This is a genomic window from Streptomyces goshikiensis (assembly GCF_014650555.1).
Lineage (GTDB): Bacteria > Actinomycetota > Actinomycetes > Streptomycetales > Streptomycetaceae > Streptomyces > Streptomyces goshikiensis.
The window spans coordinates 58,611-80,826 of record NZ_BMVE01000016.1 but is presented as its reverse complement, the minus strand read 5'-3'; the positions used below and the strand labels follow the sequence as shown (position 1 = coordinate 80,826).

The 22,216-nt window shown below is 72.6% G+C and carries 21 protein-coding genes; 13 read left to right on the top strand and 8 right to left on the bottom strand.

What is annotated here, in order from left to right:
• Positions 1-149: 149 nt before the first annotated feature.
• From IE248_RS32380 to IE248_RS32360, 5 genes are all read left to right on the top strand, one after another.
• Positions 150-650, top strand: a complete 501-nt coding sequence (locus IE248_RS32380) for a VOC family protein (protein ID WP_008740898.1) — start codon at positions 150-152, stop codon at positions 648-650.
• Positions 651-775: 125 nt separating this feature from the next.
• On the top strand, positions 776-1,090 hold the full coding sequence (locus tag IE248_RS32375) for a hypothetical protein (protein WP_073794908.1): 315 nt from the start codon (positions 776-778) through the stop codon (positions 1,088-1,090).
• Between the two features lie 824 nt (positions 1,091-1,914).
• On the top strand, positions 1,915-3,000 hold the full coding sequence (locus tag IE248_RS32370; RefSeq protein WP_229895690.1) for a bifunctional DNA primase/polymerase: 1,086 nt from the start codon (positions 1,915-1,917) through the stop codon (positions 2,998-3,000).
• Complete coding sequence (locus IE248_RS32365) at positions 2,997-4,589, top strand: DNA primase family protein (RefSeq protein WP_047961255.1); 1,593 nt, start codon at positions 2,997-2,999, stop codon at positions 4,587-4,589. Before IE248_RS32370 ends, IE248_RS32365 begins: the two co-directional genes overlap by 4 nt.
• A gap of 180 nt (positions 4,590-4,769) precedes the next feature.
• On the top strand, positions 4,770-5,147 hold the full coding sequence (locus IE248_RS32360; protein WP_008740902.1) for a DUF6009 family protein: 378 nt from the start codon (positions 4,770-4,772) through the stop codon (positions 5,145-5,147).
• Between the two features lie 181 nt (positions 5,148-5,328).
• Here the strand turns inward: IE248_RS32360 and tpg are convergent, their stop codons facing one another.
• From tpg to IE248_RS32335, 5 genes are all read right to left on the bottom strand, one after another.
• Entirely contained in the window at positions 5,329-5,883 is a 555-nt protein-coding gene (gene tpg / locus IE248_RS32355) for a telomere-protecting terminal protein Tpg (RefSeq protein ID WP_073794906.1), read from the bottom strand.
• 6 nt (positions 5,884-5,889) lie between these two features.
• Positions 5,890-8,169 carry a telomere-associated protein Tap gene (gene tap / locus IE248_RS32350; RefSeq protein WP_190032541.1) on the bottom strand — a complete coding sequence of 760 codons (2,280 nt, stop codon included), beginning with the start codon at positions 8,167-8,169 and terminating at the stop codon, positions 5,890-5,892.
• A 111-nt stretch (positions 8,170-8,280) separates the two neighbouring features.
• Complete coding sequence (locus tag IE248_RS32345) at positions 8,281-9,204, bottom strand: ParB/RepB/Spo0J family partition protein (protein WP_190032540.1); 924 nt, start codon at positions 9,202-9,204, stop codon at positions 8,281-8,283.
• Positions 9,201-10,463, bottom strand: a complete 1,263-nt coding sequence (locus tag IE248_RS32340; RefSeq protein WP_073794902.1) for a ParA family protein — start codon at positions 10,461-10,463, stop codon at positions 9,201-9,203. Before IE248_RS32340 ends, IE248_RS32345 begins: the two co-directional genes overlap by 4 nt.
• Before the next feature lie 207 nt (positions 10,464-10,670).
• Complete coding sequence (locus tag IE248_RS32335; protein WP_229895689.1) at positions 10,671-11,876, bottom strand: FAD-dependent monooxygenase; 1,206 nt, start codon at positions 11,874-11,876, stop codon at positions 10,671-10,673.
• Between the two features lie 105 nt (positions 11,877-11,981).
• Here IE248_RS32335 and IE248_RS32330 point away from each other — a divergent pair, with 105 nt between their 5' ends.
• The 3 genes from IE248_RS32330 (at position 11,982) to IE248_RS32320 (ending at position 14,601) form a co-directional block, all read left to right on the top strand.
• Positions 11,982-12,752, top strand: a complete 771-nt coding sequence (locus IE248_RS32330) for a TetR/AcrR family transcriptional regulator (RefSeq protein ID WP_190032539.1) — start codon at positions 11,982-11,984, stop codon at positions 12,750-12,752.
• A gap of 103 nt (positions 12,753-12,855) precedes the next feature.
• Positions 12,856-14,034, top strand: coding sequence for an epoxide hydrolase family protein (locus IE248_RS32325; RefSeq protein ID WP_190032538.1), 1,179 nt, complete (start codon positions 12,856-12,858; stop codon positions 14,032-14,034).
• A 60-nt stretch (positions 14,035-14,094) separates the two neighbouring features.
• A complete protein-coding gene (locus IE248_RS32320; protein ID WP_008740911.1) occupies positions 14,095-14,601 on the top strand; it encodes a DinB family protein in 507 nt (168 codons plus the stop codon).
• Between the two features lie 57 nt (positions 14,602-14,658).
• On the opposite strand, the gene IE248_RS32315 is transcribed toward IE248_RS32320, so the two are convergent.
• Positions 14,659-15,204, bottom strand: coding sequence for a flavoprotein (locus IE248_RS32315; protein ID WP_037796620.1), 546 nt, complete (start codon positions 15,202-15,204; stop codon positions 14,659-14,661).
• A 59-nt stretch (positions 15,205-15,263) separates the two neighbouring features.
• On the opposite strand from IE248_RS32315, the gene IE248_RS32310 reads away from it, so the two are divergent.
• The 3 genes from IE248_RS32310 (at position 15,264) to IE248_RS32300 (ending at position 17,645) form a co-directional block, all read left to right on the top strand.
• Positions 15,264-15,650 carry an SgcJ/EcaC family oxidoreductase gene (locus IE248_RS32310; RefSeq protein WP_008740913.1) on the top strand — a complete coding sequence of 129 codons (387 nt, stop codon included), beginning with the start codon at positions 15,264-15,266 and terminating at the stop codon, positions 15,648-15,650.
• 83 nt (positions 15,651-15,733) lie between these two features.
• The gene (locus IE248_RS32305) at positions 15,734-16,603 is read left to right on the top strand and encodes an NAD(P)H-binding protein (protein ID WP_229895688.1); all 870 of its coding nucleotides are present in this window, start codon (positions 15,734-15,736) and stop codon (positions 16,601-16,603) included.
• A 40-nt stretch (positions 16,604-16,643) separates the two neighbouring features.
• Positions 16,644-17,645 (top strand): AraC family transcriptional regulator, encoded by a 1,002-nt coding sequence (locus IE248_RS32300; RefSeq protein ID WP_073794896.1) that lies wholly within the window; start codon positions 16,644-16,646, stop codon positions 17,643-17,645.
• Here the strand turns inward: IE248_RS32300 and IE248_RS32295 are convergent.
• Positions 17,642-18,145 (bottom strand): GNAT family N-acetyltransferase, encoded by a 504-nt coding sequence (locus IE248_RS32295; RefSeq protein ID WP_190032537.1) that lies wholly within the window; start codon positions 18,143-18,145, stop codon positions 17,642-17,644. The two genes, IE248_RS32300 and IE248_RS32295, sit on opposite strands and share 4 nt — an antisense overlap.
• 304 nt (positions 18,146-18,449) lie before the next feature.
• On the opposite strand from IE248_RS32295, the gene gdhA reads away from it, so the two are divergent.
• On the top strand, positions 18,450-19,805 hold the full coding sequence (gene gdhA / locus IE248_RS32290; protein ID WP_100582248.1) for an NADP-specific glutamate dehydrogenase: 1,356 nt from the start codon (positions 18,450-18,452) through the stop codon (positions 19,803-19,805).
• A 169-nt stretch (positions 19,806-19,974) separates the two neighbouring features.
• Positions 19,975-21,354 (top strand): AMP-binding protein, encoded by a 1,380-nt coding sequence (locus IE248_RS32285; RefSeq protein WP_190032536.1) that lies wholly within the window; start codon positions 19,975-19,977, stop codon positions 21,352-21,354.
• A gap of 34 nt (positions 21,355-21,388) precedes the next feature.
• On the opposite strand, the gene IE248_RS32280 is transcribed toward IE248_RS32285, so the two are convergent.
• Positions 21,389-22,180: a glucose 1-dehydrogenase gene (locus IE248_RS32280; protein ID WP_229895687.1), complete on the bottom strand. Its 792-nt coding sequence runs from the start codon at positions 22,178-22,180 to the stop codon at positions 21,389-21,391.
• Between the last annotated feature and the right edge of the window lie 36 nt (positions 22,181-22,216).

Sequence of the window (22,216 nt, the reverse complement as noted above, 5' to 3'; positions counted from 1 at the left end):
CGCCCCCGAAGCGGCCCGCCGGTGGTGGCGGCCGTCACGCTGACGTGCGCGGATGGCAGTAGTTCGAATTTGAACTGTATGGTGTGGCCGTCCACGTGGCCGGCCGCGTCGCGCCCGCCACCGCCCCAGCCAACCGGGAGCCCCCCCGCATGTCTGTCCGCCGTCTGAACCACGCCGTGCTCTGGATCCGCGAGGTCGAGCGCTCCGTCGCCTTCTACACCGAGGTCTTCGGCTTCCAGGTGGACCACCTGATCCCCGGCCGGGCCGCCTTCCTGAGCGCCCCGGGCAGCCTCAACGACCACGACCTCGGGCTGTTCGCGATCGGCTCCGACGCCCCCGGGCCCGAACAGGGCCGGGTCGGCCTCTACCACCTGGCCTGGGAGGTCGGCACCCTCGGGGAGCTGGCGGAGCTGGGCCGCGAGCTGACCGAGCGCGGCGCGCTGGTCGGCGCGACCGACCACCTGGTCTCCAAGTCCTTCTACGCCAAGGACCCGGACGGCAACGAGTTCGAGCTGATGTGGCGCGTCCCCCGGGAGGACTGGCCCGCCGCCGACTCCGACCTGCGCTCCGGCCCGCTCGACCTGCCCGCCGCGATCGCGCGCTGGGGCACGGAGCTCGCGACCGGTTCGGCGGCGGGCGACGCCAGCTGAGCCTGCGGCCCCGTCCGCCGGGAGTCCCGGAGCGGCGAGGGGCCGCGCGCCCGTGGGCGGACCGGGGTGTTCCGTAGTGGGACAACGGGCAACCTGCCGGATATGACCGGGATGTTGATGTTCTCGTGACGAGGCAGGGGCTCTGGACGCTGCTGAGCGTCCACCTGTGTCTCGGGTCGTGGGGTGCGCTGGCCCTGATCGTGCTGGCCCCCAGGCTCCAGGCGACTCAGGACTCCCTGAGCGGCGCGGCCATGCTGGCGATGGTCGTGGCTCCGGTGGCCGTCTCCATCCTGCTCGCCTGGCTCATGGACGGGGGCTCCGGCGGAAGCGGGGGCGGCGGGGGCGGCAGCTGGTCCGGGAGCGACGGCGGGGCCGGGCCCGGGGGCTGTGCCGCGGGAGGCGGCTGCGCGGGCTGTGGAGGCTGCGGAGGCGGGCTCTGAGCCCCTCCCGGGGCGCGGCCGGGAATCGGGTGCCCGGAGCTCCCTCCAGTCCCTGAGCGGTCCGTGGAGCCTCCTCCCCTCCCTCGGTACCCCCTCCCCTGGACAGGTACTGAACGCCGGTTCAGCCCCTTCGGTCCCTGTCCCTTCAGTCACTGCACAAACCTGCTGGTCAGGGGCCTGCACCCCGGTGGACAGGGACTAAAGGGACTCAACTTTCCAGTTATGAGCCACTCAGACACATAGCAAGATCTACTTACGTACGCGCATACACACACCCGCATGAGAGCTGGAAGTACCAACTTTGAGTCCCTTCAGTCCCTGACAGTCCAATCAAACCGCTCTGACCTGCTGTTTTCCCCAGGGACTGAACCGCGAGGGACTGAACGCCCTTCAGTCCACTTCAGTACCTGACCACCCTCCGGCAGGGGTGCGGAGCCGGAAAACGGCCCGGGCGAGGTCCGCCCGGGGGTGAGGGACTGAAAGGGACTGAGGGTCCGAGTCCACCGCACGAGAGGGACGGACAGGGACCGGAAGGCAGACGTCCGCAACTCACGACCGGGGCGCGACACGCCCGGGCGCAGACCCGGTTCCGGGGACGAACTTTCAGGGACGAACCTGGTGGGAACTTTAGGGACTGAGGGACTGAAGGGACTGAACTCTCGATACTGCGGAATTTGATCCCGACTCGCCGCGGACTCTGCGGTAACCTCCGCGATAGTGAATCTTCAGTCCCTCTGGTCCCTGAGGTGCAGGTGAACACGCACGTCAGGGACCGGTCGGGGAACCGGAACCGCCGCCCCTCACATCGCGTCAAGGAAGAGCCAGTGCCCGTCCATTCCGAGAACCTGCCACCGGGCGTGAGCGGCGGGACGGCACTGGACGTGGCGAGCTGGCTGGCGGGACGGGGCTACCCCGTGCACCCGCTGGCCCCCGGCACCAAGACGCCCGCGCCGAACTGCCCCGACTGCCGGGGCGGCGGCCACCCCGCGCAGGACTGCCCGTGCCACGCCCTGGGCCGCTGGTGCCACGGTTTCCACGCCGCGACCACGGACCTTCGTACCCTGCGCGCGTGGTGGGAGACCGAGCCGGGCTTCGGGATCGGCGTCGCCTGTGGACCCGCCGGGCTGGTGGTCATCGACGTCGACGCGCACGCGGAACAGCTGCCCGACCGGCAACGGCTGTTGCCGGGCATCCCCATCGACGACCGTGTCGACCTGACCGGACTCCAGAGCGGATTCGACACCTTGGCCCTCCTGGCCGCCTACCGGTCCCGGCCCAACCCCTGCGAGGACACCTCGACCCTGCGGGTCCGCACGCCGTCCGGAGGAATGCACATCTGGTACCGGGCGCCCCGGGGCGGTCCGCGCCTGCGCTGTTCCAGCGGGTCCAGCCCGAAGGTCGCGCTCGCCTGGCAGGTGGACGTCCGTGCCGTCGGCGGATACATCGTGGCCCCGACGACGCGCACCGCCGCCGGGGTCTACGAGCCGCTGCCCGGCGCCCGGGTCCCCGCGGCCCTGCCGCTGTGGCTCATCGCCGAACTCGCCCGCACCGGCCACACCGTAGAGGCCCCTGTGGCGCCGTCAGACGCCCCCGTGACCCCCTCGCGGCCCCGGGGGGCCAAGACCGCCCCCAAGGGCGGCCAGCGGCTCCTCACGGGCCTCCTGGACGAGGTGCGCGCCTGCGGGGCCAGTCCCTCCGGAACGGCCTTCAGCGAGAAGCTCAACCGGGCGGCCTTCACCGCCGGCGGACTCGCCGCCGCGGGCCACCTCACCGGACCGGAGGCCCGGCGACTGCTCCTCGAAGCCGCCGACCACGCCCGACCCCACCAGCCGCGCCGAAACGTCCTCATCGTCGAAGCGGGGCTCCGCGCCGGAAGCGACCGACCGATCCACCCCAAGGAACGCCCATGAGCAGCGCCGGAAGCACGGGGTTCAACGCCCAGGCAGCGGCGGAACAGCTCGCCGCGTTCACCGCGGAGGCCACGCCCGCCACCACCGCGAAGGGCCGGCGGCTGCCCGCCCAGCAGAACGGAGTGCCCGCGGCCTCCTCGGCCTCCGACTTCATCCAGACCGGTCTGCTGCACAACCTCACCGACCGCGGCAACGCCAAACTCTTCGCCCACCTCCACCACGACCGGTTCCGGCACGTGGAGGGACTGGGCTGGTACGTCTGGGACGAGTACCGGTGGAAGCGCACCGGCGGCGAGAAGGCCGCGATCTGGGCCGCCGGGGACATGGCGGAGGACCTGCCCGCCCACGACCCGCGCGGGGTCTTCACCGACCGGGAGCTCGCCCAGCACCGCAAGCGGACCATGTCCACCTCGGGCGTCAAGGCGATGCTGACCCAGGCCAAGGCCTCCCCCGAGCTCGCCCTGGACCCCGACACGCTGGACGGCGACAAGTACGCCCTGTGCACCCCGGCCGGGGTCGTGGACCTGCGGACCGGCGACCTCCACAAGCCCGACCCCACCCGGGACCTGCATTCGCGCGCCACCCACCTGGCGCCCGAGGCCATGCCCACACCCCGGTTCCACTGCTTCCTCAAGCAGACGTTCGGGGACGATGACAAGGGCAAGGAGATGATCCACTTCCTTCATCTCCTGCTCGGCTACTCCATCACCGGAGACGTCGGCGGCCAGGTCCTGCCCTTCCTCTACGGCGTCGGCGCCAACGGCAAGTCGGCCCTCCTCGACGTCGTCATCAAGATCCTCGGCGACTACGCGGACGTGGCCCCGCCCGGCTTCCTGATGGAGCGCGGCAAGTTCAACGAGCACTCCACCGAGCTGACCGAACTCCACGGCCGGCGCCTGTTCGTCTGCAGCGAGCTCAAGCCGCACGACAAGTTCGACGAGGCCCGCGTCAAGCTGCTCACCGGCGGCGACCGCCTCAAGGCCCGCCGGATGCGACAGGACTTCTTCAGCTTCGAGCCCACGCACAAGCTGTGGCTCCTGGGCAACCACCGCCCCGAGGTCGGCACCGGCGGCCACGCGTTCTGGCGCCGTATCCGGCTCATCCCCTTCGAGAAGGTCGTCCCCGACCACCGCAAGATCGACAACCTGGCGGAGACCCTCGTCCAGGAGGAGGGCCCCGGCATCCTCCACTGGATGATCCAGGGCGCCAAGGCCTACCTCGCGAGCAAGCCGCCCCTGACCGGGCCGAGCGTCGTGCGCACCGCCACCCAGGCCTACGCCACCACCGAGGACCACATCGGGCGGTTTCTCGCCGAATGCTGCACCACCGGCGCGGAACTGCCCGACCCCCGCGACCTCAAGGTCGAGCAGGGAGCGCTCTACCGCGCGTACAGTGCCTGGTGCCTCGACGGCGAGGGTCTGCGACCCGCCACCACCCGCGCGTTCGCCACGCGCATCCGCGCCGAGGTGGGAGTCGCCTCCCCCAACGAGATGCTGCGGTCGAACGGGCAGAAGTTCTACCCAGGACTGGCCCTGTTGGCCGACGAAGAGCAGACTCCGCGTGACGCGAACAGGGCAAGCTCGACGTGACCGGCCGACGCGTGCTGCCGCCCCGGGACGGGCACGCCTACGATGGACAAGGACGATGAACAGACCCACCAGCCGGCGGGGCCCCTCGGGTCCCTGCCGCATATCCGCATCGGCGCCGCTCGCGGCGCGGCGCGACCAGGGGCCCGCGAGGGCCGACGTGAACGAGGAAGGATCCCGGCCATGAGCTCGCTACTGACAGCAAGCGATCTCGCCCACGAGGTCAAAGTGGTGTGGCTGGAGGACCCCGAGGAACTCGACTACGTCCGGCAGGCCCTGGACAAGACCCCCCGGCGGCGGGGCAAACCGCGCTACCACCGTGACGGGCGCATGATCGGCTTCACCGAGCTCGGGGACACCGCGGAGGCGGACCCGGACAGCGGTCTGCAGAAGCGGCGCGTCTTCTACCTGCTGCCGCACGACCGGGACGCCGAGCCGGACGGGCTCTACCGGGAGGGCGCGCCGGGCGAGGCCGTCGACCCGCGCACGATCGAGCCGCGGCACGTCGGCCGCAAGACCGAGCGCTCACAGCGGGGGCTGTCCACGCCCACAGTTGCCTGACTCGGTCCCTTCGGTCCCTTCCTCGGGGACCGGGAGGCTGTGACCTGCGCGTTCGTGCAGGGACTGGGAGGGCCCGGCCGCGCCGGGCCCAGTGACTGAAACGTTTCTTGAGGGAATGGCGAAAATCAGTCCCTTCAGTCCCTTCGGTCTCTCCAGTCCCTTGCCGTCCCCGCTCCCGGGCTCAGAAGGCGAAGTCGACGTAGTCGATGTCGGTGAACTCGACCAGGAGGCTCTGGGCGCGGGCGCCGTTGTCCTTGAAGTAGATCTCCTGGAGTCCCTCCGCGGCGATGGCGCGCAGCTGTGCCTCGGTGGCGCCGGACTCCTGGGCGTCGAAGAGGCGGCCCGCGTACTCCGGCGGCAGGTGCTGCGTGATGCGGCGCATGCGGCCGTCGTCCGTGGTGCCGGGGGCGGCGGTGAAACCGAACCGGGCGCGGGTCTCGATGACCAGGCCGGTGGTACGGGCGGCCCGCGCGCGGGCGCGCTTGCGGACGAGGGGCTGCCAGTGGCGGCGGACCTCGTCCTCCAGGCGGGCGGCGAGCGCCGGCTTGGGCTGCCTGATCTGGTCCTTGACGTAGCGCTCCACCGTGCGCTGGGAGACGCCGAGCCGACGCGCCGCCTCCCGCGTGGACTTGAGCTGCTTGACGAGGAAACGCATCTGCGCGCCCGCGGACTTGGGGATCGGGCGGGTGAAGTTCTGTTCGTCCGCACGGGTCAGGCTGTCGTCGATCTGGGTCATGGGTGCTTATTCTCCGTCGGCTGCCGCGTCGTGGCCCTTGATGTGGCGGGCGGGGTTGAGGCCTTCGTCCAGCATCTGGACGGCCCACAGGAGGGACTGGGTGCCCTCGTGCTTGACCATGCCCGGGCTGACGCCGAGGCGGAAGCCGCCGGGGAGCGGCTTGCCCTCGGGGGTGTGCGGGAGGAAGTCCAGGGGGCTCGGGCCGTCGGAGAGGTAGACCGCGCAGTCGGAGAGCACGGCGATGGGGTACTCCCCCGCCGCCGTGGCGATCTTGAGCATCTTGCGGTGCATGTTCACGCGGGCCGTCGAGATGACGGCGGCCCGGATGTCGGGGCGCCAGGTGGGGCGTTCGAGGGCGGGCCAGGGCTCGCCGTGCCGGTAGCCGGCGCCCTGGGGGCGCTCGCGGAGCTTGCCGATGCCGCCCTTGACGGTGGACTTGATGGCCGACAGCACCTGCTTGTTCCCGCTCGGCAGGGCGGCCATGGCGGTGAGGAACTCGGGCTCGGAGAGCGCCGGGGTGACACCGAGGTCCGCCATCGTGGCCACGTAGGCGTCACGGAGGCGGGTGTACCAGGCGTCGAGGTACGGGCCGTTGTCCGGGCGGAGCCAGGCCTCGGCGGGTTCGACGGGGTGGCCGAGCTCCAGGGCGTAGGCCAGGGTCGGGGTCGCGTACCAGGCGGGCCCGGTGGGCCGCCGGCCGTGCGGGGTGAACGGGCTGGGCAGGCGCGGGTCGAGGTCGAGCGCGGAGAGGTCCGCGAGCCAGCAGCCGGGGGTCTTCGGGTCGAAGCGGGGGCGCGAGGCGTGGACCGCCGGACCCAGGCCGACCACGAGGCGGTTCGCGGCGGCGGCGAAGGCCATGTTCACGTCGATGCCGACGGCGTGGGTCCGGGTGCACTCGGCGTCCGAGAGGAGCTCCGGGTCGCGGATCCAGTCGTACGCCTCCTCGTCGAGGACCTGGTCCGGGGTGCGCTGGTGGGCGCGGGGGTACAGGGCGGCCACGACCGGGTGCTCGTCGGGGGCCTCGGGCGGGGCCGGGTCGACGGGGCGGACGAGGGACCCGGCGACGGGGGCGGACTCCCAGGTGTTGGTCTGGGGGTTGCGGGCCGCGCGGGTGGGCGGGCGCAGGGCCGTCATCAGTTCCAGACCGGTGACGGCGGTGGAGCCGCGGGGGGTCAGGACGCGGGCGGCGTAGGTGGTGAGGAGCTCGGCCAGTTCCGGGGCCGGGAGCTCGGAGGTGTCCTCGCCCCAGGCGCGGGGGTCGAGGGCGCCCCAGGGGAGGACCGCGAGCTGCACGCACTGGCGGCCGGTGGTGGGGGTGGCGGGGCGGTAGACACGGGGCCAGGGGCCGAAGCCACGGCGGGTGAGCTGCCACTTGCCCTTGGCGAGCTGCTTGAGGGCGGGGTGGTTGTCCGGGAGGCGGAGGGCGCGGCGGTCCTCCAGGACGAGGGGGAGTCCGAGGGCCTCGGTGGCGGCGGCGGTGAGGACGAGGAGGGGGTCGCCGTCCTTGCCGTTGCGGTGGAGGCGGGGGGAGCGGAGGTCGGCGTCGGGGCCGAGTGCCCAGGCGATGAGGGCGGGGAGGGTGGTGGTGGGGTGGTCGAGGACCAGGCCGCCGGCGGCGTGGGCGTGGCCGGTGCCGTCGAGGACGACGAGCGGGCCGTTGCCTTCCAGGGGGGTGGGGTGGCGTTTGGCGTTAACGGCGTTAACGCCGTTAACGGTCGGCGTCGGTTTCCGCGTGGGGGCTGCCGGTGTCGGTGCCGCCTGGGCGGGGGTGGGGCCCTGCGGGGCTGTTCCCCTACCCGCCCCTTCCCGAAACTGGGGCTCCGCCCCAGACCCCGGGGGGGTGGGCGCGGCGCCTTCGGCGCGCGGGGCGTTAACGCCGTTAACGGTGGGCGCGGGGGAGGGTGCGGCGTTAACGCCGTTAACAGGCGGGGCCGGGGGCTCCTGGGCGTTGACCGTCGGGGCGGGGGAGGGCGTGGCGTTAACGGCGTTAACGGTGGGGGCCGGAGGCGGGGTGTTAACGGCGTTAACGGGGTGGAGCGTGGCGAGGCCCTCCAGGAGGCGGGCGTAGGCCGCGCGCTTGGGAGGGCGGGGGGCGGTGCGGCCGGTTTCCCAGGACGTGACCGTTTCCCGGCGGACCGAGAGGGCCTTCGCGATCTGGTCCTGGCTCAGTCCGGCCGCCTCGCGCAGGCGCTTGCGCTCGTCCGGGTGGGGGAGCGGGTCCTGCGCGGCCGCTTCTTCGAGCAGGGCGTCTACGGCCGCGAAGAGCGACTGCTGTTCGTTTTCCATGGGTGCCTCCATGGCGCAGCCTATGCGAACCGCACCTCTGAACGCACATGAAACGCACGTGGGGGCGTTGCGGCGTTAACGGCGTTAACGCCCCCGGCCGTGGTGTCTGCCTCAGATGCGGGTGACCAGGAGTTCCGTGACGGCCTTCAGATCGTCAGGCGTGAGGTGGGCGGTCAGGGCGTCGGCGATCGTTTCCGGGGAGTCCGTGGCGATCGTGATCCGGGGGGTGGGGGCGGGGGTGGGAACGGGGGTGGGATCCGGGGGCGCGGCGTTAACGGCGTTAACGCCGTTAACGGTGGGCGCGGGGCGGGTGCGTTGGCGCGGGGGGTTAACGGCGTTAATGCTCTCGGACGCCGCCGACTCCTGTTCCTCCTGCGGGAGACGGCCGATCCGGCGGGCCGGTTCGACCTTGAGCTCGCCCGTCTCCACCTTCTCCTGGAGGGTGGGGGTCAGGTTCAGCAGGGCCAGCCGCTGGGAGACCCAGGCCGGCGTCTTCCCGAGCCGCTTCGCGACCTGGGCCTGCGAGCCGTGGACGTCGACGAGCTCCTGAATCGCGCGGGCCTGGTCCAGCGGGGCGACGTCGACCCGGTGGACGTTGGCGATCAGGGCGGATTCGAGGATGTCGGCGGCGCTGGCGGCCAGGGCGTCGTTGACGTGGATGTGCATGGTCTTCAGGCCGGCCAGCTGGGCCGCCGCGAGGCGCCGGTTGCCGTCGATCACCACGTACGGGGCGCGGCCCAGTCCGTCGGTCTGCCCGGGGTGGGCCTCCATGAAGGCCATCCGCGTGGCCACCGCGAGGGGCTGGAGCTGACCCCGGACGATCAGGGACTGCGCGAGCTCATCGAGGTCCGTGAGGTCCTCGCGGAGGTTCAACGGGTTGTGCGCGAGGGCCTCGATGGGCACCTCGGACGGGGGGAGCACCCCGGAGGTGGGGGCCCCGGTGGCTTCCGCGATCGCCGCGCGGCGGGAGCTGACGCCGACGGGCTGGGCCCGCGCGAAGGACGCCGAGACTCCGAGTTTGTCGGCCTTGCTCATGAGATCTCCCTTGCGAGGGCGCGCAGTGCGACGGCCTGGTCGCCCTTGGGCGCGTACACGAACAGCGGCTGCTTCACGCGGACCGCTTCGCGCTGTTCCTTGAGGTCGGGGACGATGGCGACGACCCGCGGATCCTTTATGTCCATCCAGGCCTGGAGCGAGGAGGTCGCGATGTAGCCGCGCCGGCCGTCGTAGAGGTTCACGACGAGGCCGAGGTAGTCGATGTCGAGGCTGAGGTCGTCGCGGAGGTCGTTGATCTGGGAGGTGAGGAGGTCGTAGGCGTCGGCCGACGAGTCCTCCGCCTGTACGACGATCAGCGCGCCGGAGGCGCCCGGCTGTTCGGTGTCGCGGCGGCGCCCGTAGTAGATCGCCGCGTCCATGCTGAGGCCGAGGCTCGGGGGGCAGTCGATCAGGATGACGTCGTAGTCGGACTCGACCGGAGCCAGCGCGCGTTCGAGGGCGGCCTCGCGGGCGCGGACGGTGGAGAGGCGGACGTCGAGGAGGAAGGCGTCGGTGCACGCGGGGAGGATGTGGAGGCGGTCGCCGAACCGGTCGTCCGGGACGGGGACGATCAGGTCGGAGAGGGGTCCCTTGGCCTCGCCGGCCATGTGACAGGTGAGGCTGTCGCCGCCGATGGGGAGCGGCTGCTGGCCGAGCTGCTTGGTGAGGTGGCCCTGGGGGTCGAAGTCGATGAGCAGGACGCGCATCCCGAGGCCCGGGAGGTCCTCAAGGTCCAGCGGGGTCGTCCCCTCGTGGTGGAGCTGCTGGCCCTCCTCGCCCTGCGAGGTGCGGGCCAGCTGACGGGCGATGCGGACCGGGTGGAGGGACTCCGGGTCCTCCGCGAGGGCCTCGGCGGTGCCGGCGGTGATGGCGGTCTTGCCCACGCCGCCCTTCTGGTTGCACACCACGATGCGGCGTACGACGGAGGGCCGCTTGACGGTCGGGGCCGGGTTCATCTCCAGCCAGAGGCGGACGGCTTGGGCCAGTCCCTGGATGAGGGAGACACCACGGCCCTTGGCGTCGGCGCGGAAGGACTCCCACTGGCCGGCGGGCAGCCAGGTGGAGAACGACTCGGCGCCGGAGGTGTCGACGGGGGAGGGGGCGGAGGCGAGGGCGCTCCAGTGGGAGATGCCCTGGTGGACGGCGTCCTGGATGTCGACCCGCAGTTGGGCGGTGCGGATCTTCAACTCCTGGCGCAGCCACGGGGGGAGCTTGGAGACGACCTTCTCCCGGTCGTTCTGAGGTGAGGGTGAAGTCATGAGAGGGACTTTACTAACGTTCCAGGGGTGATGTGGGCACCACGCTTGGGTTTTGCTAACGAAGTGGGAGCGATAGTGGCGTTGGCGGCGCCGGGGGGACCGTTAACGGCGTTAACGCCGTTAACGCCGGGAAGTGGAGCGAGGTGTTCCGATTGTTAACGGCGTTAATGCCGCCGCGCCGTTAACGCCGCGACGCCGTTAACGCCGTTAACGCCTCGGGGCCGGGTCGGGCTGACGCGGGAGGTTCTTCAGGGCGGCCGTCTTCTGGCCCTGCTTCAGCATCCAGGCCATGCCGCGCGGGTGGCCGAACGTGGCGTTGCGCAGGCGCAGGCCGAGGGCGGTGGCGGGGGCGAGGAAGGGGCCGGTACGGTCGCCGCCCTTCTGGCACCTCCGGGCGTAGGGGCGGAGCAGGGACTCGTAGCGGGCGAAGGCGGCCCGGTGGTCCCCGGGGGAGCGGGCGAGTTCGGTGGCCAGGACGTACGCCGCGACGATGCCCGTTCCGGTGCCCATCCCGCCGATGGTCGCGCCGCAGGCGGCGTCGCCGACGAGGGCGATCCGGCCGGTGGACCAGGCGGGGACGTCGGCGCGGCTGATGGAGTCGAAGTAGAGGTCCTGGGCGGCGGGGAGGGTGTCGAGGAGTTCCCGGACCCGCCAGGGGAGGCCGGCGAAGGCGGCTTCCAGGAGGGCCTTCTGGGCGTCGGGGTCGTGGCGGTCGTAGGTGAGCTCGGGCGAGGCGAAGAGGAAGAAGGCCCCGGCGCGGGCGGGGTTGGCGTGGCCGGTGCCCACGCTGGCGAGACGGCCGGGGGCGTTGTAGCCGACGGAGCCGGGGCGGGGGTCCGGGTGCGGGTGGTGGGGGAGGCTCCAGGTGGCGGCGTAGTAGCCGAGGTGGGTGACGTGCCGTTCCTCCGGGCCGAAGGCGAGCCGGCGGATGTGGGAGTGGATGCCGTCGGCGCCGATGACGAGGTCGAAGGTACGGGGAGGGGAGCGGCGGAAGGTGACGTCCACGCCGTCCGGGGTTTCGGTGAGGCCGGTCACGGAGTCGCCGAAGACGTACTCGGTGGTGGGTAGGGAGGCCTCGTGGAGCGTGCGGGAGAGGTCGCCGCGCAGGACCTCGATGTCGCCGCCCGCGAAGGCGGCGGGGAGGTGGAGGAGGGGAGCGTCGTCCTGGTCGACGAAGGTCATCGGGCTGCCGCCGGTCTGGAGGCGGCGGAGTTCGTCGAGGAGGCCCATGCGGCGCAGGACGGTGAGGTGGGTGTCGCCGCGGAAGTCGACGGCGTGGCCGCCTTCGCGCAGGGCGGGGGAGAGTTCGACGACGGTGGGGCGGAAGCCGTGGTGGCCGAGGCGGTGGGCGAGGGCCGGGCCGGCGATGCTCGCGCCGGAGATGAGGATGGTGGGGGAGGGCGGTGTGGGCACGGATTGGGCTCCGGGGTGGCGAGGGACCAGAACTGCGTCCAGCGGATACAGAAGCGATTCCGTGTACGGTAGACGCAGTTTTGGTACGAGTGCAAGGGGATCCCCATGACGAGTGAGCAGTGGAGCGCGGCGGTGCGGCTGTTGTGGGGGCCGCCGGCCAAGCCCGCGCGGGGGCCGAAGCGGGGGCTCACTCTGGAGGGCATCGCCCTGGCCGGGGTCGGGATCGCCGATGCGGAGGGACTGGGCGGCGTATCGATGCAGCGGGTGGCCGCGGAGCTGGCGGTCACGAAGATGGCGCTCTACCGGTACGTGCCGGGGAAGGCGGAGCTCGTCGCGCTGATGGTGGAGGCGGCGCTGCCGGACCCTGCGGGGCTGGACGCGCGGCTGGCGGCCGCGGCCGCGAGGGCGGAGTCGGCGGGCGGGGGATGGCGGGAGCAGCTCGGGGTGTGGGCGCGGGGGCTGTACGAGGGGTTCCGGGCGCACCCGTGGCTGCTGGAGGCGACGGTCGGGGCGCGGGTCATGGGGCCGCGGGAACTCGGCTGGATGGAACGGGCGCTCGCGGCGCTGGACGGGTGCGGGCTGAGCGGAGCCGAGGCGATGGACTCGGTGGTGCTGGTGGCGGGGCACGTGCGGGGGATCGCCGAGCAGGAGCGGGCCATGGCCGGCGGGGGTGGTGGGGCCGGGGGCGAAGGGCCCGATGCGCAGCTTGTCGTGATGCTGGGCGAGGTGTTGAGGGCGCGCGGGGACGATTACCCGGCGCTGGCGGCGGCGTTGGGATCGGTCGCGGAGCAAGGGGGGCAGGAACAGGCGCTGTTGTACGGGCTGGAGCGGATCCTGGACGGGCTGGGGCTGTTGGTGGAGCGGCGGGGGCGTTAACGGCGTTAACGCCGTTAACGCTGCGGGGGCCTTCCCTGCGGATGCCGCCCCGGCGTTAACGCCGTTAACGCCGCGCGCGGGCGGGCCGCCTAGGATCGCGGGCATGGGTGATCTCGGGGAGTGGGCGCAGCCGTTTCGGCTTCAGGTGGGGGAGCCGGAGCTGGAGGATCTCCGGGAGCGGCTGGACCGGGCGCGGTGGCCCGATGAGCTGCCCGGGGTGGGCCGGTCGTACGGGATGCCGCTCGGGGAGGTCCGGGAGCTCGCGCGGTACTGGAGCACCGCGTACGACTGGCGGGCGGCCGAGGCGAGGCTCAACGAGTGGCCGCAGTACGTGACGACCGTCGACGGGGCGCGGGTGCACTTCGCGCACATCCGGTCGCCCGAGCCCGGGGCGACGCCGCTGCTGATGACCCACGGCTGGCCCGGGTCCTTCGTGGAGTTCCAGCGGGTCGCCGGCCCGCTGACGGATCCGCGGGCGCACGGCGGGGATCCCGCCGACGCGTTCCACCTCGTCCTGCCGCACATCCCCGGCTTTGCCCTGTCCGGGCCCACCCGGGACACCGGCTGGGAGTTCAAGCGGGTCGCGCGGGCCTTCGGGGTGCTGATGGAGCGGCTCGGGTACGGCACGTACGGGGTCCAGGGCGGCGACTGGGGCGCCGCCGTTTCGCGGGAGCTCGGCAGGATCCGGCCCGGGAACGTACTCGGGGTGCACCTGAACCTGCTGCCCGGCGGAGGGGCGACCGCGGAGCCGCAGCCCGAGGAGCTGGCCGCGCTCAGCGCGGGGGAGCGGAAGCGGACGCTGGCCTCGTGGGAGCGGTACCGGGTCTGGGCGCGCGAGCGGCAGGGGTACGCCGACATCCAGTCGACCCGGCCGCAGACCCTCGCGTACGGGCTGAACGACTCGCCCGTCGGGCTGCTCGCCTGGATCGGGGAGAAGTTCGCCGAGTGGGCGGATCCGCGGTGCCCGGTCGACCGGGACCAGATGCTGACCAACGTGATGCTGTACTGGCTGACCGGCACGGCGGGGTCCGCCGCCCGGATCTACTACGAGCGGGCGCACGCCGACTACGCCGGTCAGCCGCCCGAGGCGTCGGCCACGCCGACCGCGCTCGCCGACTTCCCCCGCGACAACTTCATCCCGCTGCGGCACGTCGCCGCGCGGACCGACACGGTCGTGCGCTGGACCTCGTACGACCGCGGTGGGCACTTCGCGGCGATGGAGGTTCCGGATCTGCTGGTGGGGGACGTCCGGGCGTTCTTCCGGGAGCTGTCCGCGCAGTGAATCCCGGTGACGCGGCCGACCGTGCGCCCGTGATGACCGTACGCCTGTGATGATCGCCCCATGAACGAGGAACAGCGGACCCCGCCCGTGCTGGTCGGGGACGAACGCGCCACCCTGACCAGCGTCCTGCAGGGGCAGCGGGACACCCTGATGGTGAAGTGCGCGGGCCTGACGCCCGAGCAGCTGCGGCGGAAGGCCGTCCCGCCGTCGGGGCTGTCCCTGCTCGGGCTGGTACGGCACCTGGCGGAGGTGGAGCGGGGCTGGTTCCGCAATGTCCTCGGCGGCGAGGACGTCCCGATCCACTTCCCGCGGAACGCGGCGGGGGAGCGGACGGAGTTCCACGTCGAGGACGCGGACCCGGCGGAGTCGTTCGGGATCTGGGAGGACGCCTGCGCGCGGTCGCGGGCGATCGTGGAGGCCGCCGAGTCCCTGGACGTGAAGGGGCGCCACGGCGATCAGGAGTACTCCCTGCACTACGTCCTGGCCCACATGATCGAGGAGTACGCCCGGCACAACGGGCACGCGGACCTGCTGCGCGAGGCGATCGACGGGGTGACCGGGGAGTAGCGGGCCGCCTGCCGGCCCCGGTCCCGCGCGCGCCCGGTCCCGCGCGGGCCCGGTCCGTCAGGCCTGGGCCGTGCCCGCCCGGTCCACCGCGTCCAGGGCGGCCTGCCACGGGAAGTGCGCCGGGCCGTCCTGGCCGGCCGGGCCGGGGACGAAGCCGCCCTCGCCGTAGAGCAGTTCGACGCCGGCGCCGCGCAGGACCGCGAGGGACTGGTCGAACTGGGGGTGCGCGGCGAGCGCGGTGTTGGTGCAGGGCATGGCGACCACGGGGATGCCCTTGCCGAGCGCCTCGGCCGCGACCCCGTGGGTGAACCGGTCGGTGAGGCCGAGGGCCCAGGCGTTGAGCGAGTTGAAGGTGGCCGGGGCGAAGAGCAGGGCGTCGGCCACCGGCCAGACGTCAGGCTCCCCGGGCAGCTTGTACTCCCAGCGCACCGGGTGGCCGGTCAGTGCGGCGAGTCCGTCGAGGCTCAACGACAGCCAGCGCGCCGCCGTCGGGGTGAGCCCCAGGCAGACGTTCCAGCCCCGCGACTGGGCGTCCTCGATCACGTGCGCCACGTCGAAGACGGGCTGGGCGGCGGAGCAGAACAAGTAGAGATTCCTCGTCATGTCGCCATGTGATCATATTTATTGACCTCAACCATAGGTGAGGGAGCATCCTCACTCACATGACTACAGAAAACGAGGCGGTCGCCGAGGTCGTCGCCGCCGTCGAACGCACCCAGCGGGCCAAGGACGCCGAAGGTTTCCTCGCCCTCTTCCACCCCGAGGCGCTGTGGACCACGGCCCACGGCAAGGTCCTCATCGGCCTCGACGCGATAGCCGAGTTCACCCGCGCGGTGCTGCCCGCCGCGCAGTGGGACGGGGAGGTGAGCTACGAGGTGGTCCACACCCGGTTCCTGCGGCCCGACGTGGCGGCGGTCAAGGTCCGTCAGGTCTACCACTCCGCGGAGGGGGACACCGAGGGCAGCCCGCTGTACGTGATGACCCGTGCCGAGGACGGGCGGTGGCTGCTGACGGCCTGCCAGAACACCGAGGTGCGGGCCGGCGGCTGAGTGCGGGGCGCCTTGGACGCTCGCTTATGGAGGTGAGCTTTTCGGCTATGTCCCGTCTCGCGCGGCGGCGGTTGACTGAAGGCATGACGAACTCATCGAACGCATCGAGCAACGCGAGCAACGCCAGCAACGCGAAGGACACCGGGGACGCCGTCACCCTCGTCATCGGGGGCACCGGCAAGACCGGTCGGCGCGTCGCCGAGAAGCTCCTCCTGCGGGGGCGCCGGGTCCGCGTCGGATCACGCGCCGCCGACCCCGCCTTCGACTGGAACCTGCCCGCCACCTGGGGGCCGGCGCTGGACGGGGTGGACCGGGTGTACGTGACCTACTACCCGGACCTCGCCTTCCCCGGCGCCCCCGAGCAGATCGGCGCCTTCGCGGACGCGGCCGTCGCCGCCGGGGCGGGCCGGCTCGTGCTCCTCTCGGGGCGCGGCGAGGACGCGGCGCGGGCGGCCGAGGACCGGATGAAGGAGTCCGGCGCGGACTGGACCGTCGTCCGGGCCAGCTGGTTCAACCAGAACTTCGACGAGGGCTTCTTCCGGGAACCGGTCCTGGCCGGGCAGATCGCCCTGCCCACCGGGCACGCCGTCGAGCCCTTCGTGGACACCGACGACATCGCCGACGTGGTCGTGGCCGCGCTGACGGACGACCGCCACATCGGCCGGACGTACGAACTGTCCGGGCCGCGGCTGCTCAGCTTCGCCGATGCCGCCGCCGAGCTGTCGAAGGCGACCGGGCGGGAGATCTCGTACCTCCCCGTCTCGACCGAGGACTACCGGGCGGTGCTCCGCGAGAACGGCCTGCCGGAGGAACTCGCCGACCTGTTCACGCTCATCCTGGACGGGCGCAACGCGCACCTGGTGCACGGGGTGGAGGAGGTGCTCGGCCGGCGACCCAGGGACTTCGCCGACTTCGCCCGCGAGGCGGCGGCCACCGGTGTCTGGGACGCCTGAGTTTGCGTCAGACGGGTTCGGGCGGAGGGAGGATGAGCCCATGGACACGCTGACCGGCCTCCTCGAAGGCCCCAAGGCCCGGGGTGCCTTCCTCCTCAAGGCCGTCTACAACCCGCCCTGGGCGGTACGGATCGAGGACCGGGCCCCGCTGTCGGTGGCCACGATGGTGCACGGCTCCAGCTGGGTGCTCCCCGACGGCGGCGAGCCGGTGCGGATCAGCCCCGGGGACGTGGCCGTCATACGGGGGCCCGAGCCCTACACGATCGGCGACGCGCCGGACACCCCGGTGCAGATCACGGTGGACCCCGAGCAGCGGTGTACCACCGGGGCGGGCGAGGACGTCAGCGAGAGCATGGCGCTGGGCGTGCGCACCTGGGGCGCGGAGTTCCAGGACGCGGGGTCGGCGGTGATGCTGAGCGGCACCTACCAGGCGCCGAGCGAGATCGGCCGCCGGCTGCTGAGCGCGCTGCCGACGGTCCTGGTACGGCCCGCCGCGGCCGCCGACGCCACGCTGATCGGGCTGCTCGCCTCGGAGATCTCCCGGGACGAGCCGGGGCAGGAGATCGTCCTGGACCGGCTGCTGGACCTGTTGCTCATCGGGGTCCTGCGCACCTGGCTCGCTGACCCCGGCTCGGGGGCCCCGGCCTGGTACCGGGCGCAGGGCGACCCGGTGGTCGGCCCGGCGCTGCGGATGCTCCACGAGAACCCGGCCCACGGCTGGACGGTGGAGGAGCTCGGGGTCAAGGCCGGGGTCTCCCGGGCCTCGCTGGCACGCCGGTTCACCGAGCTGGTCGGGGAGCCGCCGATGGCGTACCTGACGGGCTGGAGGCTCGCGCTCGCCGCGGATCTGCTGCGGGAGCCGGACGCGACGGTGGCGACGGTGGCCCGGCGGGTGGGCTACGGATCGGCGTTCGCGCTGTCGACGGCCTTCAAGCGGGTCCGGGGCGTCAGTCCGCAGGAGTTCCGGACGGGCGCCGGTGCCCAGCCCGTCCCACCGCTGATGCCGGGGGCGGCGCGGACGGTCGTACTGCCCGGAGCCTAGCGGGCGTCCACCGCGTCGTACTGCCCGGCGGCCAGGGGCAGTACGGCGACGGACTGGCCGCCGCTCCGCTCGCCGGTGGAGCGGAATCCGAGGCCGAGGTAGAAGGGCTTGGGCGTACCGGGGCCCGGTTCCCAGGTGACGTACGCGCGGTCGGCGCCCCGGCGGCGGAGTTCGGCGGTGACGGCCTCGACCGCGAAGCGGCCGTAGCCCTTGCCCTGGCGGTCGGCGCTGATGTTCAGGCGCCAGATGCCGGAGCGGATGTCGCCGGGGTCCGCGGCCGGGTTCCAGGCGATGTCGATGAAGGCCATCACGAAGCCGACGACCTCGTCGCCGTCGACGATGGCGCGCGGCCAGGCGCAGTCGCCGTTGACATAGGCCTCGGCCAGGGACTTGACCACGGGTGAGACGAGATGTGCCTGGTCGGGGCGGACCTGTATCGCGCACACCGTGTCGAAGTTCGCCACGGTGACCGGCTCCAGGCGCAGTGGGGAGGTGCTCATGACGGCACCCTACTGGCAAGCGCGGCGGGCCCGTTGGCCCGTTCCGATCACGGTCACGGACCCCGGCGGACCCGCCCGCGGGTGGTCTGCGGCTGGTCTTCCGGTCTGCCGCTGGTCATGCGCAGGTCATCTAATCGTCAAGGCTGTTGGTCTTATGAGTAGGAAAGCTTCCTGCCGGGTGTGATCGATGAGGATGTTTCCGGCCGGGGCATCGCGCGGTAGCCTCCCGTTTGGGAACCGCGATACGGAAGAACGTTTCCGCAGCCCGGAAGCACGGAACCACGGAACCCCTGGAGGGACACACGTGAAGGATCAGAAGGACAGGCTGGAAGCACTGCGGGCAGACATCGAGCGGCGCAACCCGGCGCAGCCCGAGTTCCACCAGGCGGTACGGGAAGTACTGGAGACCCTGGCCCCCGTGTTCGCCGCCCGCCCCGAGTACGCCGACCCGGCCGTGGCGCTGGTGGAGCGGCTCACCGAGCCCGAGCGGCAGATCCTCTTCCGCGTCCCGTGGCAGGACGACCGGGGCCGAGTCCACGTCAACCGCGGCTACCGGGTCGAGTTCAACAGCGCGCTCGGCCCGTACAAGGGCGGCCTGCGCTTCCACCCGTCGGTGGACATCGGCGTGGTGAAGTTCCTCGGCTTCGAGCAGATCTTCAAGAACGCCCTGACCGGCCTCGGGATCGGCGGCGGCAAGGGCGGCAGCGACTTCGACCCGCACGGCAAGTCCGACGCCGAGGTCATGCGCTTCTGTCAGTCCTTCATGACCGAACTGCACCGCCACATCGGCGAGCACACCGACGTGCCCGCCGGGGACATCGGTGTCGGCGGCCGGGAGATCGGCTACCTCTTCGGCCAGTACCGGCGCATCACCAACCGCTGGGAAGCCGGCGTGCTCACCGGCAAGGGCCAGGGCTGGGGCGGCTCCGCGATCCGCCCGCAGGCCACCGGCTACGGCAGCGTGCTCTTCGCCGCCGAGATGCTCGCCGTCCGGGGCGAGGCGCTGGACGGCCTGAGCGCGGTCGTCTCCGGCTCCGGCAACGTCGCCCTCTACACCATCGAGAAGCTCCAGCGGCTCGGCGCCAACCCGCTGACCTGCTCGGACTCCGAGGGCTACGTCGTCGACGACAAGGGCATCGACCTCGCCCTGCTGAAGCAGATCAAGGAGGTCGAGCGCGGCCGCGTCAGCGAGTACGCGGCGCGGCGCGGGTCCTCGGCCCGCTTCGTGTCCGGGGGCCGGGTCTGGGACGTCCCGGCGGACGTCGCGTTCCCCTCCGCCACGCAGAACGAGCTGGAGGCGCGGGACGCCCGCGCCCTCGTCGCGGGCGGGGTCAAGGCGGTCTCCGAGGGCGCCAACATGCCCACCACCCCCGAGGCCGTACGGATCCTGCAGGAGGCCGGGGTCGCGTTCGGGCCCGGCAAGGCCGCCAACGCGGGCGGGGTCGCGGTGAGCGCGCTGGAGATGGCCCAGAACGCGGGGCGGGTCGCCTGGAGCGAGCAGCGCGTCGAGGACGAACTGGCCGGGATCATGCGGTCCATCCACACCGTCGCGCACGAGACCGCCGAGCGGTACGGGGCGCCGGGGGACTACGTCGTCGGCGCGAACATCGCCGGCTTCGAGCGGGTCGCGGACGCGATGCTGGCGCAGGGCGTCATCTGATCGCGCGCCGGCGGCGCTCCGCCGACGCGCGGCCGGCACGGCCGAAGCACGGCTGACGCACGGCTGAAGTGCCGGACGGCCCGGGGAGAAGGTGCCCGGGCCGTCCGGGTGTGCGACCGGCGCCGTAGCCTGGGCTCCTGTGTTGCCGGAGTGACCGAGGAGGCTTCGCGTGCTGACCGCGCTGGATGGGGTGTACGGAGACCGGAAGGACGCGCTCAGCGTCGCCGGACGGACCGCCTCCTACGAGGAACTGCTGGGCGCGGCGCGCGCGGTGGCCGCCGACGTGGCCGGGGCCCCCGCCTTCGCGGTGACGGCGACGGCCTCGCTGGAGACCGTCGCGGCGGCCGTCGGGGGGCTGCTGGCCGGGGTGCCCTTCGTACCGCTGCCGCCCGATGCCGGGCCCGCCGAGCGGGAGCACATCCTGCGGGACTCCGGGGCGGTGCTGACCGACGTGGACTTCGACCGGCGCTCCTCCGGTTCGGCGGGGCCGGGGGCCGGGGCGGCGGCCGCTCCTGGGGCCGCTCCCGAGGATCCGGCGCTCGTGCTGTACACCTCCGGTACCACCGGCGCGCCCAAGGGGGTGGTGCTGACCGGTGCGGCGATCGCCGCCGACCTGGACGCGCTGGCCGAGGCCTGGCAGTGGAGCGCCGAGGACACCCTGGTGCACGGGCTGCCGCTGTTCCACGTCCACGGGCTGGTGCTCGGCGTGCTCGGGGCGCTGCGCAGCGGCAGCCGTCTCGTGCACACCGGGCGGCCGACCCCGCAGGCCTACGCGGAGGCGGGCGGGAGCCTGTACTTCGGAGTGCCCACCGTGTGGTCCCGGATCGCCGCCGACGCGCCGGCCGCCGAGGCGCTCGGCGGGGCGCGGCTGCTGGTCTCGGGGAGCGCGGCCCTGCCCGCGCCGGTGTTCCGGGACCTGGAACGGCTGACCGGGCTGCGGCCCGTGGAGCGCTACGGGATGACGGAGACGCTGATCACCGTCAGCGGCCGCGCGGGCGGCGAGGTCCGGCCGGGCACGGTCGGCACCCCGCTGCCCGGCATCCGTACCCGGATCGCGGCCGAGACGGGTGCCGAGATCGGGGAACTCCAGCTCACCGGGCCGACGTTGTTCTCGGGGTACCTGGGCCGCCCGGAGGCGACCGCCGCCGCGTACACGCAGGACGGCTGGTTCCGTACGGGGGACATCGCGGCCGTGGACCCGGCGGACGGGGTGCACCGCATCGTGGGCCGGGCCTCCATCGACATGATCAAGTCGGGTGGCTACCGGATCGGCGCGGGCGAGATCGAGAACGCGCTGCTGGACCACCCCCGGGTCAGCGAGGCCGCGGTGGTGGGCGTTCCGGACGCGGACCTGGGGCAGCGGATCGTGGCCTTCGTCGTCGCCGAGGGGGTGACGGGCGCCGAGCTCACGGAGTTTGTCGCCGCGCACCTCTCCGTCCACAAGCGGCCGCGCGAGGTGCGCTTCGTGGCGGCGGTGCCGCGCAACGCGATGGGCAAGCCGCAGAAGAAGCTGCTGCTGACGGGGGAGTTCGGGCCGCAGGCGGGCTGAGGGGCGGGCTGGGGGCGTCTCTGGAAGCGGGGGGTCAGTGGGACAGGCGGCCGCCGTCGACGGCCAGCGTCGTACCGGTGACGTACGAGGACCGGTCGGCGCACAGCCAGACCGCCGCCTCCGCGATCTCCTCGGTCTCCGCGAGCCGCCTCAGCATCGCCTTCTGGGCCATCGCGGGCTCACGCGCCGGGTCCTCGGCCATCCAGCCGGTGATCATCTCGCTGCGGGTGGCGCCCGTGGCGAGCGCGTTGACCCGGATGCGGTGCTGCGCGTACTCCTTCGCGGCCGCCTTGGTCAGGCCGATCACCGCGTGCTTCGACGCGATGTACGGGGAGCCGGCCGCCGTGGCGACGAGCCCCGCGGTGCTGCTGTTGTTGACGATGGCGCCGCCGCCGGACTCCAGCATCGCGGTCAGCTCGGCGCGCATGCAGTTCCACACCCCGCGCACGTTGACGTCCATGACCTCGTCGTAGACCTTGTCGTCCTGGAGGTGCATGGGGCCCGGGAGGGCGCCGAGGCCCGCGTTGTTGAAGGCCACGTCGAGACGGTCGTAGGCCTCGACGGCGGCGGCGACCGCGCGGACCGCGTCCCCGGCCCGGGTGACATCGGCGAGGACGTACTGCGCCTGATGTCCGGCGGCGGTCAACTCAGCCGTCAGGGCAGCGAGTTCGGGCTCCCGGCGGGCCACCAGGGTGACCCGGGCGCCCTCCCGGCAGAACACCCGGGCGGCGGCCGCCCCGATGCCCGAACTCGCCCCCGTGATCAGGGCCGACTTGCCGGCGAGCACCCCCGAGCTGTTCCCCGCGACGGGGAGTGACGCTCGCACAGCCAACCTCCAGATGATCGTGTCGGGCCCCGCCGG